General features: G+C 72.1%; 9 protein-coding genes. 4 read left to right on the top strand and 5 right to left on the bottom strand.

Annotated features, from left to right (window positions below; all coding sequences use genetic code 11):
• Nucleotides 1-11: 11 nt before the first annotated feature.
• Genes AB0I60_RS30450 through AB0I60_RS30465 form a run of 4 tightly spaced genes read left to right on the top strand, consistent with a single transcriptional unit; the run spans nt 12 to nt 5,420 of the window.
• Nucleotides 12-1,352 (top strand): ABC transporter substrate-binding protein, encoded by a 1,341-nt coding sequence (locus tag AB0I60_RS30450; protein WP_360735737.1) that lies wholly within the window; start codon nt 12-14, stop codon nt 1,350-1,352.
• Nucleotides 1,352-2,122 (top strand): ABC transporter permease, encoded by a 771-nt coding sequence (locus AB0I60_RS30455; RefSeq protein WP_360735739.1) that lies wholly within the window; start codon nt 1,352-1,354, stop codon nt 2,120-2,122. Before AB0I60_RS30450 ends, AB0I60_RS30455 begins: the two co-directional genes overlap by 1 nt.
• On the top strand, nt 2,119-2,784 hold the full coding sequence (locus tag AB0I60_RS30460; RefSeq protein ID WP_360735741.1) for an ABC transporter ATP-binding protein: 666 nt from the start codon (nt 2,119-2,121) through the stop codon (nt 2,782-2,784). Before AB0I60_RS30455 ends, AB0I60_RS30460 begins: the two co-directional genes overlap by 4 nt.
• A complete protein-coding gene (locus tag AB0I60_RS30465; protein ID WP_360735743.1) occupies nt 2,781-5,420 on the top strand; it encodes a fumarate reductase/succinate dehydrogenase flavoprotein subunit in 2,640 nt (879 codons plus the stop codon). Before AB0I60_RS30460 ends, AB0I60_RS30465 begins: the two co-directional genes overlap by 4 nt.
• Nucleotides 5,421-5,478: 58 nt before the next feature.
• On the opposite strand, the gene AB0I60_RS30470 is transcribed toward AB0I60_RS30465, so the two are convergent.
• From AB0I60_RS30470 to cysS, 5 genes are all read right to left on the bottom strand, one after another.
• Nucleotides 5,479-6,732 carry a GGDEF domain-containing protein gene (locus AB0I60_RS30470; RefSeq protein WP_360735745.1) on the bottom strand — a complete coding sequence of 418 codons (1,254 nt, stop codon included), beginning with the start codon at nt 6,730-6,732 and terminating at the stop codon, nt 5,479-5,481.
• A 438-nt stretch (nt 6,733-7,170) separates the two neighbouring features.
• Nucleotides 7,171-8,397 carry an MFS transporter gene (locus AB0I60_RS30475; protein WP_360735747.1) on the bottom strand — a complete coding sequence of 409 codons (1,227 nt, stop codon included), beginning with the start codon at nt 8,395-8,397 and terminating at the stop codon, nt 7,171-7,173.
• Between the two features lie 361 nt (nt 8,398-8,758).
• Nucleotides 8,759-10,180 (bottom strand): MBOAT family protein, encoded by a 1,422-nt coding sequence (locus tag AB0I60_RS30480; protein WP_360735749.1) that lies wholly within the window; start codon nt 10,178-10,180, stop codon nt 8,759-8,761.
• 73 nt (nt 10,181-10,253) lie between these two features.
• Entirely contained in the window at nt 10,254-11,216 is a 963-nt protein-coding gene (gene rlmB, locus AB0I60_RS30485; RefSeq protein ID WP_360735751.1) for a 23S rRNA (guanosine(2251)-2'-O)-methyltransferase RlmB, read from the bottom strand.
• Between the two features lie 4 nt (nt 11,217-11,220).
• The gene (cysS, locus tag AB0I60_RS30490; RefSeq protein WP_360735753.1) at nt 11,221-12,609 is read right to left on the bottom strand and encodes a cysteine--tRNA ligase; all 1,389 of its coding nucleotides are present in this window, start codon (nt 12,607-12,609) and stop codon (nt 11,221-11,223) included.
• Nucleotides 12,610-12,648 lie beyond the last annotated feature (39 nt).

The raw sequence follows: 12,648 nt of genomic DNA on the forward strand, positions 1-12,648 counted from the left end.
GGGGGGCAGTGATGCGCAGGCTCCTGGTCGCCGCGCTGGTCGCCGCGACCGCACCGGCCTGCGGCACGGGTTCCGCCTCGGGCGACGCCGTGCCGGTCGTGGTCGGGTACCAGTCCAAGACCATCAACACCGCGACCGCCGGGACGCTGCTGCGCGAGCGGGGGTTCTTCGAGCAGCGGCTCGACGAGCTGGGCCGCCGCACCGGCAAGCGCTACGAGGTCACCTGGCAGGACTACGACACCGGGGCGCCGATCACCGCGCAGATGATCGCGGGCAAGGTCGACATCGGCTCGATGGGCGACTTCCCGCTGCTGATCAACGGCTCCCGCACGCAGGCGCGGGGCGACGACGGCACCCGGATGGTCTCGGTCACCGGCTACAACGCGCGCGGCGCGCTGAACATGGTCGTGGTCCGGCCCGACTCCACCGCCCGGACCCTCGCGGACCTGGCGGGGCAGCGGGTGTCGGCCAGCGTCGGCTCCGCCGGGCACGGCACGCTCGTCCGCGCGCTCGGCGACATCGACGTGACGGTGGAGAACCAGCAGCCCTCGGTCGGCGCGTCGGCGTTGCAGGGCGGCGGGGTGGCGGCGCTGTCGCAGTTCGTCGCCTGGCCCGGCCAGCTGGTGTTCGACAAGCGCGCCAAGCTGCTCTACGACGGCGCGGCGCTGGGCATCCCGACCCTGCACGGGGTCGTGGTGCGCAAGCCGTTCGCCACCGCGCAGCCGGACGTGCTGGCCGAGTTCCTGCGGGCCCAGCTCGACGCGACCCGGTACCTGCACGAGAACCCGCTCGCGGCGGCGCGGTCCGTGGCCGACGCGACCGGGCTGCCGCCCGAGGTGGTCTACCTCTACAACGGCCCCAACGGCATCGCCACGTTCGACCTGTCGCTGAAGTCCGCGCTGCGCGCGGCACTGCGGGACGACGTGCCGTTCCTGGAGTCCATCGGCGACATCGAGCGGCTCGACGTCGACCGGTTCATCGACGACGGGCCGCTGCGCGACTCCGGTTTCCAGGGCACCGAGGACCTGGTCAACCCGGCCCGGATCACCGGCACCGACAGCGCGTGCGGGATCGAGGTCGGCGACCCGGCCACGGCCGGCGAGGTGTGGTTCGAGGGCGAGGAGGCCACGCGGCCCGCCGCCACCCCGGACTGCCTGCTCAAGCAGGTCAAGCAGGCCGGGAAGGGGGTCCGCGCGGCCTACGTGCCGGACGCCGCCACCGGCACCCGGTGGTTCGCCGAGCACGCCCACTGGGTGCGCGAGGGCGGGAAGCTCCTGCCGTTCACGACCGAGGCCGCCGCGGCGGCGCGGGGCGCGGTGCTCACCTACGACCAGGCCCTGGCGGGTGCGTGATGGGCGGCCGGTGGGTGGTGCGGCTGGGATCGCTCGCGGTCGGGCTGCTGCTGTGGCAGGTGCTGACCGCCACGGGCGCGCGGATCTGGCTGCGCTTCGACCAGCTGCCGACCGTGGTCGAGGTGGCCGAGCGGTTCGCCCGCCAGGTGCGGGTGCCGGAGTTCTACCAGGACCTGGCGAGCAGCCTCGGCCGGATCGGGCTCGGGTTCCTGCTGGCCGCCTCGGCCGGCACCGCGCTGGGCGTCGCGGTGGCCCGGTCCCGGCTGCTCGCCGACCTGGTCGGGCCGCTGCTGGAGGTGGTGCGGCCGATCCCGGCGATCGCGCTGGTGCCCATCGCCATCCTGCTGTTCCCGACCGACGAGCAGGGGATCGTCTTCATCACGTTCGTGGCGGCGTTCTTCCCCGTCCTGGTCAGCACCCGGCACGCGGTGCGGGCGCTGCCGACCATCTGGGAGGACGCCGTGCGCACCATGGGCGGCAGCCGGTGGCAGGTGCTGGTGAAGGTGGTGCTGCCGGGCACGCTGCCCGGCGTGTTCGGCGGGCTGTCGGTCGGCGTGGGCGTGTCCTGGATCTGCGTGATCTCCGCCGAGATGATCTCCGGCCGGTTCGGCGTCGGCTACCGGACCTGGCAGGCGTACACGGTCGTGGACTACCCCGGCGTGGTCGTCGGCATGGTCACCATCGGCCTGCTGGGCTGGCTCACGTCCAGCGCGGTCGAGCTGCTCGGCCGCCGGGTGACCCGGTGGCTGCCCCGGGAGGCGCGGGCATGAGCGTGCGGATCGAGGGGCTGACCGCCGGGTACGGGCGGCAACCGGTGCTGCGCGGGCTGGACCTGGACGTCGCGTCCGGTGAGGTGGTCGTGGTGGCCGGGCCGTCCGGGTGCGGCAAGTCGACGCTGCTGCGCGCGGTCGCCGGGCTGCTGCCGATCACCGCCGGTCGGGTGCTGGTGGACGGCGCCGAGGTGCGCGGCACGTCGCGGGAGCGGGCGCTGGTGTTCCAGGACGACGGCCTGCTGCCGTGGCGCACGGCGCTGCGCAACGTCGAGCTGCCGCTCGCGCTGGGCGGGGTGGGCCGGGCCGAGCGGCGGGAGCGGGCGCACGCCTGGCTCGGCCGCGTCGGCCTGGCCGAGTTCGGGCACTACCTGCCGCGCGAGCTGTCCGGCGGGATGCGGCAGCGCGTGCAGTTGGCGCGGACCCTGGCGCAGTCGCCGGGACTGGTCTTGATGGACGAGCCGTTCGGCGCGCTGGACGCGCAGACCCGGGCGGCGATGCAGGAACTGGTGGTCGAGGTGCTGCGGGAAACCGGGACGACGACGATCTTCGTGACCCACGACGTGGACGAGGCGGTGCGGCTGGGCGACCGGGTGGTGGTGCTCGGCGCGGGCGAGGTCGCCGTGCGGCGCGACGCGATCCTGGCGGTGCTGGGCTCGTGACCGCACCCCTGGAGGTCCCGCCGGTGTCCCGGCGGGTCGAGCTGACCTGCGACGTGCTGGTGGTCGGCGGCGGCACGGCCGGCTCCATGGCGGCCATCACCGCCGCGGAGCGCGGCCGGTCCGTGCTGCTGCTGGAGAAGGCCCACGTGCGGCACTCCGGTGCGCTGGCGATGGGCATGGACGGCGTCAACAACGCCGTGATCCCCGGCAAGGCGTCGCCGGAGGACTACGTCGCCGAGATCACCCGCGCCAACGACGGGATCGTCGACCAGCGCACGGTCATGCAGACCGCCACGCGCGGTTTCGGGATGGTGCAACGGCTCGAGCGCTACGGCGTCAAGTTCGAGAAGGACGCGGCGGGGGAGTACCACGTCCGCCAGGTGCACCGGTCCGGCTCGTACGTGCTGCCCATGCCCGAGGGCAAGGACGTCAAGAAGGTGCTGTACCGGGTGATGCGCGAGCGGTCCATGCGCGAGCGCATCCGGATCGAGAACCGGGTGATGCCGGTGCGCGTGCTCACCTCCGGCGGGCGGGCCGTGGGCGCGGCCGGGTTCAACACCAGGACCGGCGAGTTCGTCACGGTCGCGGCGGGCGCGGTGGTGCTGGCCACCGGTGCGTGCGGGCGGCTCGGCCTGCCCGCCAGCGGGTACCTCTACGGCACCTACGAGAACCCGACCAACGCCGGCGACGGCTACTCGATGGCCTACCACGCCGGCGCGGAGCTGTCCGGCATCGAGTGCTTCCAGGTCAACCCGCTCATCAAGGACTACAACGGTCCCGCGTGCGCGTACGTCGGCAACCCGTTCGGCGCGTACCAGGTGAACGCGCGCGGTGAGCGGTTCGTGGACTGCGACTACTGGTCCGGGCAGATGATGGCCGAGGTGGCGGCGGAGATCGCCTCCGACCGGGGCCCGGTCTACCTGCGCACCACGCATTTGCCGGAGGAGTCCGTGGTGGCGCTGGAGAACATCCTGCACACCACGGAACGGCCGACGCGCGGCGCGTTCCACAGTGGACGCGGGCACGACTACCGCACGCACGACGTCGAGATGCACATCTCCGAGATCGGCCTGTGCGGCGGGCACTCCGCGTCCGGCGTGTGGGTGGACGAGCACGGCCGCACCACCGTCCCGGGCCTGTACGCGGCGGGCGACCTGGCGTGCGTGCCGCACAACTACATGCTCGGCGCGTTCGTGTTCGGCGACCTGGCGGGCGCGCACGCGGCGGAACACCTCGTGCCTGCGGGGCAACTCCCCGAGGACCAGGTCGCCGACGCGCACGAGCTGGTCTACCGGCCGTTGCGCAACCCGGACGGCCCGCCGCAGCCCCAGGTCGAGTACAAGCTGCGCCGGTTCGTCAACGACTACGTGGCGCCACCCAAGACCGGCACGAAGCTGGAACTCGCGCTGGAGTCGTTCGTGCGCATGAAGTCCGAGATCGCGGGCATGGGCGCGCGCACGCCGCACGAGCTGATGCGCTGCGCCGAGGTGACTTTCATCCGGGACTGCGCGGAACTCGCGGCGCACGCGTCGCTGACCCGGACCGAGAGCCGCTGGGGCCTCTACCACGACCGGGTCGACCTGCCCGAGCGCGACGACCAGGACTGGTTCTACCACCTCAACCTGCGCAAGAACGCCTCCGGCGGCACCGAGTTCGTCAAGCGGCCGGTCGCGCCGTACCTGGTGCCCGTGGACGGCCTCACCCCGCCGCCCGGCGAGGTGACCGTCCTCACCGGCCGGGAGGTGACCGTGGCGGTCGTCGCGGAGGAGGCCGTGGACCGGTCGGCCGGCACCGGGTCGGACCGCCTGCTCGACCTGGTGGCGCTGACCGACGAGCGGCCGGACCTGGCCGCGCTCGGGTCCTACCTGGCCGACCCGGACCCGACCGTGCGGCGGGCGGCGGTCGCGCTGCTCACCGAGGCGGTGCCGCACGGGTTCGAGTTCGCCCTCGTGCGCGCGATGGCCGACGAGGACGCGGCGGTGCGCGAGGCGGCCGGCGCGGGACTGCGGGAGCTGGTGGAGGTCGTCCCGGCCGGCCCGGAACTCGCCGAGGCCCTGCGGCTGTCGCCGTCGCGCGCGGTCGCCCTGGAAGTCCTGTGGGCGCTGAAGCTCGGCACGGTCGACACCTACGCCGACGCGCTGGACGACCCGTCGGTCGCCACCCGGTCGAGTGCCATCCGGGGACTGGTGGCGTTGCGGGAGGCCGACGTGCTGGCGCGCGCGGCGGACGACCCGGAGCGCGAGCTGCGGGTGCTGGCGGCCAAGGGGCTCGGCTCGCTGCGCGCACGACCCGACGTGCTGGTGATCCTGGCGCACGACCCCGACCTGCTGGTGCGGGCCGCCGCGCTGGAGGCGGGCGCGGGGTTCGCTCAGTTGCGGCCGGTCGCCGCTCAGGCGCTGGCCGACCCGGCGTGGCAGGTCCGGGTCGGAGCGGTGTGGGCGGTGGAGGAGCCGGCGGCGGTTGTGGACCGCCTGATGGACGAAAATCTCGATGTTAGAAAAGCCGCAGTCCGGGTACTCAGCCGGTGGGCACATAGGCCCTATGTCTCGGCTGCGCTGGAACGGGCACAAGGTGACTCGGACGCGGATGTGCGCGCGTATGCGCGTCAGGCTCTCCGCACGGTCGGAGGGCACTAGCCGCCCGGGTCGGACCGGCCCCGGGACCGCCCGCCCGGCCGGGACCGCCCCCGCGCGCTCAGGCGGAGCGGGTGATCTCCGGCTCGTCCACGCGGGGCGCGGGCAGGCGGTGGGCGTGGATGTCGATGCCCGCCACGCGGACCTGGTTGCGGCCGTTCTCCTTGGCCGTGTAGAGCGCCGCGTCGGCGCTGTGCTGGGCGGCCGGCAGGCTGTCGCCGTTGTCCGGCACCACGGCCACGCCGATGGACGCGGAGATCGCCCGCACCTCCGGGCCGTCCTCGGTCAGCGGCAGGTTGCGCCCCCGCAGCGTCACGGTGTTGCGGTGCTTGTCGGTGGTCACCACGGACATCTCGCCGATCGCCTCGCGCACCCGCTCCGCGATCGCGGTGCCCTGCGCGAGGCCCGTGTCGGCCAGCACGACCACGAACTCCTCGCCGCCGTCCCGGCCCGCCACGTCGCCCGGCCGGAGCTTCTCGCGCAGGATGCGGCCCACCTCGGCCAGCACCGCGTTGCCCGCCGGGTGGCCCCAGGTGTCGTTGATCCGCTTGAAGTGGTCCAGGTCGATCGCCAGCACGGTCACCGGCTTGCCGTCGTGCTTGCTGCGCTCGGTCAGCCGGCCCCCGTGCTCGTTCAGGCCGTTGGTGTTGAACAGGCCGGTCCGGTAGTCGGTGTGCGCGTCCTTGGTGAGCTGGAGGTGCGCCTTGTGCTGCTCGGCGACCAGCCGCTCCAGGTGGGCCTGCCGCTCCGACGCGCGGTGCAGCAGGGCGTTGACCAGGATCACCGGCAGCACGAGCAGCAGCGGCGCGACCCAGTGCGTGGCGACCAGCAGCCCGAGCATCGCGCCGACGCCCAGCGTGGTCATCTCCAGCATGTTGTCGTTGCGGGTGCCCAGCGAGTCCACGAACCGGGTCTGCGGGTTGACGATCTTCAGCGCCACGGTCATCAGCAGCACCTGCACGAACCAGTACAGCGCGGCCACCAGGACCAGCACGCCCAGCAGGGCCAGGTCCGTCAGGACCCGGCCCGAGGCGCCCAGCGAGAATCCCGACAGGTGGACGGCCGCGTTCGCCAGCAGCGTGCTCGCCACGATGTGCGCGGAGGTGAACACGAACCGGTACGGCTGCCGCCGCGCGATCGGCCACAGCACGATCCGCAACCACACCGCGACCAGCACGGCCATACCCGGCGGCAGCACGATCGCGGCGGCGAAAGTCCACACGGACGTGAGGTCGAAGTACGGACCTGCGGATTCGTCACGTCGGGATTCCTCGGCCCGCCGCACGGTGGTCAAGTGCACGGTGATGGCCAACACCAGGGCGGCGAAGCGGAGCCAATCCGTGGTCGGCGCGGAACCGAGGGTAGTCAGCAGCCAAATGGCGGCAATTGCGACCGCCAGTTCGACGGAAAGGATGTAGACGATCGCGGTGCGGCGCAGCGCCCAAAGGTCCCAGTTCCGACTCAGACGCCACTTGGCTGTCGCGGACGGCCCGTGGTCAGGCAAACTGTTCGACACCACGTCCCCCTACACTCATGCCGCCGCCGCGCGGCCACTCGCCGGCGCAGCGACGGCCTCACGGCCCCCCTCGGTACCCAAGTTGCGAGTAGAGGAGCGTCTGCCATGCGTAACCGCGAGTGGTGACCCCATCGCTCTCCTTGAGCCCGGTCCGGAATCTTCACCGTACGTGCGTGCGTTCTCGCTGAGTGCGCACGTCCCCTCGTCATGACAATCGTCATTCATGATGAGTACGTTTCATGTGGTCACCGTGTTGGGGTCGGTCTTCGCCCTCGCCCGGTTCCAGGCCACGGTCGCCTGCCCCGCCAGGAGCAGCCCGATGGCGCCCGCGCCCGCCAGGGTCGCGGTCACCGAGCCGATCGCGTGCGCGACCACGCCCGCCACGGCCATGCCACCTCCCTGGCTGGACCGCAGCGCCGTGCGCGCGATGCCGTAAGCGCGGCCCCGGTAGGCGTCCGGCAGGATCCGCATCCACGCCGAGCGCGCGGGCGTGTGGTACGCCCCGGCCATGCCGGCGATCACCAGCAGGGCGATCGTCCAGGTCAGGTTCGGGTCGAGCGCGAACAGGACCAGCGGCGCCAACGACAGGATCGCCAGCGGCCCGATCAGCCGCTCGCGTTTCGCCGGGTCCCTGACCAGCCGGAACAGCACCGCCACCCCCAGCACGTTCGCTGCGGGCTCGATGGCCAGGATGAGCCCGACGGCCCACACCGCGTCCAGGTCGGCCGCCAGCGGCACGGCCAGACCCTCGGGCACCATGGCGATGCCTGCCAACAAGCGCATACCCATTAGAGAGCGCAGGCGCGGTTCAGTGACGAGCAGCGCCAAAGCTCCTTTTCGATCTTCGGTTTCCCGATGCGCCGAGCCGAGCGGGTCGGCCGCCGGCCGGAACGTCACCGAGGACTGCACCAGGATCGCCACCAGCACGAACGTGGCCGCGTCGATCGCCAGGGCCACCTGAGGGCTGGTCGCCGTGACCAGGAAGCCCGCTCCCGCCAGCCCGGCCATCTGCGCCACGTCCACCGAGGTCCCGAACAGGGCCACGCCGTCGTCGTAGCGCTTGTCGGGCAGCACGGACGGCAGGCTGGCCTCCTGCGCGGCCAGGAAGGGGGAGGCGACCATCAGCACGGCGACCAGGAGGACTATCATGATCCACAACGGGACGCCGGGCACCGCCATCAGGCCGACCAGGGCGGCCTGGAGCCAGGCGCAGCACACCATCACCGTGCGTCGGGGGAACCGGTCCGCGACCCAGCCCAGCAGGGGGCCGGACACCAGCGACGGGAGCAGCGTCAGCGACCAGGTCAGGGCCGTCCACGCCGGGGAGTTCGTGCGCTCGAACACCAGGAGTGACAGCGCCACCGCCGCGAGCTGGTCGCCGACCGTGGACACGGTCGACCCGACCCACAGGCCGCGGAACTCGCGGTTGCCCACGAGCGCGCGGATGGTCCCCCCGGAAGTCACCGCTCCTCCAGGTTGGTCGGCCCCGGTGAGTGAGTCACGTTACCCCCACCCGAAGTAACAATTATCTCGGTTAGCACGGTAGAAGCTGCCGGTTGTTCAATCTCTGTCCTACCACAGTGTGTACCCGAACGGACCACGTCCGTTACATAAAGTAGTTACAATGATGATAAGCCGGGTGCCTATTCTTGACAGTTGACCGTAGGTGACCCGCCGTGAGCAAACCTCGCCTACCCGGGGTCAAGGCGACCTCCATTGGTCGTCGCACCGCTGGTCCGTGCGGTCCAGCGCGTTCGTGCGGGCCGACCAGCGCGCGGTCGCCGGCACCGTTCGGCAATTGTTGCCGCAGTCCGCTTGCCGATCATCAGAACTGGTAGTACAGGAACGGGCTGAACGTGCCGCCGGCGACCAGGATGGCCGCGTAGGCAACGCCCACGGTCATCAGGGACACCCTAGCGGCTACCGCGACCTTGTCCCGGGAGGACTCCAGGTAGGGGCCCGCCACCGGGTGGGCGGGCATTGCCAGAATCGCCAGCGCGAGCACCAGCAGGACAATCCGCTGATTCGTCGCGGCGGCCCCGACCGCGTCGCCGAGGCCACCGAAATCGGGCACCAGCAGGTGGCCGATCATGGTGAACGCGGCACCGAGGTCAGCCGACCGGAAGAACACCCAGCCGATTACCACGAGCAGCGCGGTGAGCGCCCGGCGGGCAATTCGGGCGGGCGTGCCGACCGGCCCGGAATCCCAGCCGAAACGGCGCTCCAGGACCAGCAGCGCGCCGTGGAACAAACCCCACACGAGGAACGTCCAGTTCGCGCCGTGCCAGAAACCGGTGAGCACGAAAACGATCCCGAGGTTCCGGTAGGTGCGCAGCACGCCGGTCCGGTTCCCGCCCAGCGGGATGTAGACGTAGTCCCGGAACCAGCGCGACAGCGACATGTGCCAGCGCCGCCAGAACTCGGTGATGGTCACCGAGGAGTACGGCCGGGCGAAGTTCTCCGGCAGCCGGAAGCCCAGCATCCGGCCCAGCCCGATCGCCATGTCCGAGTAGCCGGAGAAGTCGAAGTACAGTTGCAGGGTGTAACCGATCGCGCCCAGCCAGGCGATGGCGAAGGTCATCCGGTCGTTCGGGGTGGCGAAGCACGCGTCCACCAGCGGGGCCAGCGAGTCGGCGATGACGACCTTCTTGCACAGTCCCAGCGCGAACCTCGGGAACCCCGCCGCGATGTCGTCCCACCGGTGCACCCGGGGCTGCGGGAGCTGGTCCGCGATCTCCCGGTACCGGACGATCGGCCCGGCCACGAGCTGGGGGAACATCGCGATGTAGGTGATGAACGCGACCGGCTCCCGCAGCGCCGGCCGCTCGCCCCGGTACACGTCCACCACGTAGGAGATGTGGTGGAACGTGTAGAACGAGATGCCGATCGGCAGCGCCAGGTGCACCACCGGCAGGTCCGCACCGACCACCGACGCGATCGCGTGCAGCTGCTCGGTGGCGAACCCCAGGTACTTCCAGACCAGCAGCACGCCCAGGTTCAGGCAGATCGCGCCGACCAGCACCAGCCGCCGGTCGCCCGGCGCACCCGGCTCCAGCCGGCGGCCCGCCAGGTAGTTCGCCAGCATCGCGCCGAGCAGCAGGAACGTCGTCCCGCCCGCCCCGGAGACGTAGAACAGCAGGCTGGCGACCGCCACCACCGCGTTGCGCCGGTTCCGGGGCGCGACGAGGACGGCCGCGAGCACGACCGGGAGGAAGAACCACAGGAACAGGGGCGTGGCGAAGGACATCGCCGGGAACCTTATCCGGCGACGGTCGTCAAGGGTGCCGATCGGGTGACAAATCGCCCGTCGTCACACCCGGTCAAAGCTCCAGCCTGCGCCGGCGGGCCACCTCCGCGAGCACCACACCGGCCGCCACCGAGGCGTTGAGCGACTCCACGCCCGCCGCCATCGGGATCGACACGGTCTGGTCGCAGGTCTCCCGCACCAGCCGGGACAGCCCGCGCCCCTCCGAGCCCACGACCACCACCAGCGGCCCGGTGGCCAGGTCCAGGCCGTCCACGTCGACGTCGCCGTCCGCGTCCAGGCCCACGACCATCAGGCCCGCCTCGGCCCACTCGCGCAGTTGGCGGGTCAGGTTCGTGGCGATGGCGATCGGCATCCGCGCCGCCGTGCCCGCGCTGGTCCGCCACGCCACGGCGGTGATGCTCGCCGAGCGCCGCTGCGGCAGCACCACGCCCTGCGCGCCGAACGCCGCCGCCGAGCGCACCACGGCACCCAGGTTGCGCGGGTCGGTCACGCCGTCCAGCGCCACCAGCAGCGGCGGGTTGCCGGACTCCTGCGCGATCTTGAGCAGCTCGCGCGCGTCGGCGTACTCGTAGGGCGGCACCTGGAGCCCGAGGCCCTGGTGCATCGCGCCGCCGGTGATCCGGTCCAGCTCGCCGCGCTGCACCTCCAGCACGGAGATGCCGCGCCCGGCGGCCAGTTGCACCGCCTCGGCCACCCGGTCGTCGCTCTCGATGCCCATCGCCACGTAGAGCGCCGTCGCCGGGATGTCGGCGCGCAGGCACTCCAGCACCGGGTTGCGCCCGGCGACCGTCTCCGGCGCGTTCTCGGCGTTCTTCTGCCGACGCGAGCGGGCCTGGTCGGCCTTCGCGCCGGCCTGGGCGCGCTTGTACGCGGGGTGGTTCGGCCGGTCCGCCGCCTTGGGCGTCGGGCCCTTGCCCTGCAAGCCCTTCGACTTCTGCCCGCCGGAACCGACGACCGCGCCCTTCTTGGAACCGGGGTTGCGCATCGCACCCCGGCGCTTGGAGTTGCCTGCCACGAGCTCAGTCGTCCTTCAAGGTCCACAGCGGACCGTCGGGGGTGTCCTCGACGGCGATCCCGGCCAGCAGCAGGTGGTCGCGCAGGGCGTCGGCCTTGGCGAAGTCCCTGTCCTGGCGGGCTTTCACGCGCTCCTCCAGCACGTGTTCGACCAACGTGGCCAGTGCCTGGCGGCCACCGCCCCCGTCGGTCTCGGTGTCGGTCCACTCCAGCGGGTCGACGCCGAGCACGCCGGCCATGGCGCGCACCGACCCCGCCGCCGCGCGGGCGGCCAGGTCGTCCGCCGCCTCCAGCGCCGTGTTGCCCTCGCGGACCCGGCGGTGGATGGCGGCCAGCGCGCCCGGCGTGCCCAGGTCGTCGTCCAGGGCGGCGGTGAACTGCGGCGACAGCTCGCCGTCGCCGGTCGTCGCCCCGGTCCGCTCCACCACGCGGCGCAGGAACGACTCGATCCGCCGGTACGCCGAGACCGCCTCGTCCAGCGCCTCGCGGGAGAACTCGATGGTCGACCGGTAGTGCGGGCCGACCAGGTAGTAGCGCAGCTCCGGCGCGCGGACCTGCTTGAGCAGCTCGGGGATGGCGACGGTGTTGCCCAGCGACTTGGACATCTTCTCGCCGCTGAGGGTCACCCAGGCGTTGTGCATCCAGTACCGGGCGAACCCGTCCCCGGCCGCGCGGGACTGCGCCTGCTCGTTCTCGTGGTGCGGGAAGATCAGGTCGATGCCGCCGCCGTGGATGTCGAACGTGCCGCCGAGGTAGGCGGTGGCCATCGCGGAGCACTCCAGGTGCCAGCCCGGCCGCCCCGGGCCCCACGGCGTCGGCCAGGACGGCTCACCGGGCTTCGCGGCCTTCCACAGCGTGAAGTCGCGCGGGTCGCGCTTGCCCCGGCCCGCCGACTCGCCCTGGTGCACCTCGTCCGGCTTCTGGCCGGACAGCGCGCCGTACTCGGGGAACGACGTGACCGAGAAGTAGACGTCGCCGCCGGCCGCGTAGGCGTGACCCCGGTCGATGAGGCGCTGCATCAGCTCGACCATCTGCGTGACGTGGCCGGTGGCGCGCGGCGCGTAGGACGGCAGCAGGCAGCCCAGCGCCGTGTAGGCGTCCTCGAACGCGCGCTCGTGCTGGAAGGCCCACTCCCACCACGGGCGGCCGTGGTCGGCGGCCTTCGCCAGGATCTTGTCGTCGATGTCGGTGACGTTGCGCACCAGGCGGACGTCCGCGTACGTGCGGCCCAGCCAGCGGCGCAGCACGTCGAAGTTCAGGCCGCTGCGCACGTGGCCGATGTGGGGCACGCCCTGCACGGTCGCCCCGCACACGTAGATCGACGCCGTTCCGGAGACCTGCGGGGTGAATGCCCGCATGGACCGGCTCGCCGTGTCGTACAGGTGGAGGCTCACGTGGGAATGGTACGGGCGTTGGCCGCGCGGGGTTGAATC

The sequence above is a fragment of the Actinosynnema sp. NPDC050436 genome, from assembly GCF_040655415.1.
GTDB lineage: Bacteria > Actinomycetota > Actinomycetes > Mycobacteriales > Pseudonocardiaceae > Actinosynnema.

What these genes read in the sequence shown, in the direction of transcription:
- AB0I60_RS30455 (WP_360735739.1), top strand. Translation starts at nt 1,352, where the DNA reads ATGGGCGGCCGGTGGGTGGTGCGGCTGGGATCGCTCGCGGTCGGGCTG.
- AB0I60_RS30480 (WP_360735749.1), bottom strand. Translation starts at nt 10,180, where the DNA reads ATGTCCTTCGCCACGCCCCTGTTCCTGTGGTTCTTCCTCCCGGTCGTG.
- AB0I60_RS30450 (WP_360735737.1), top strand. Translation starts at nt 12, where the DNA reads ATGCGCAGGCTCCTGGTCGCCGCGCTGGTCGCCGCGACCGCACCGGCC.
- AB0I60_RS30460 (WP_360735741.1), top strand. Translation starts at nt 2,119, where the DNA reads ATGAGCGTGCGGATCGAGGGGCTGACCGCCGGGTACGGGCGGCAACCG.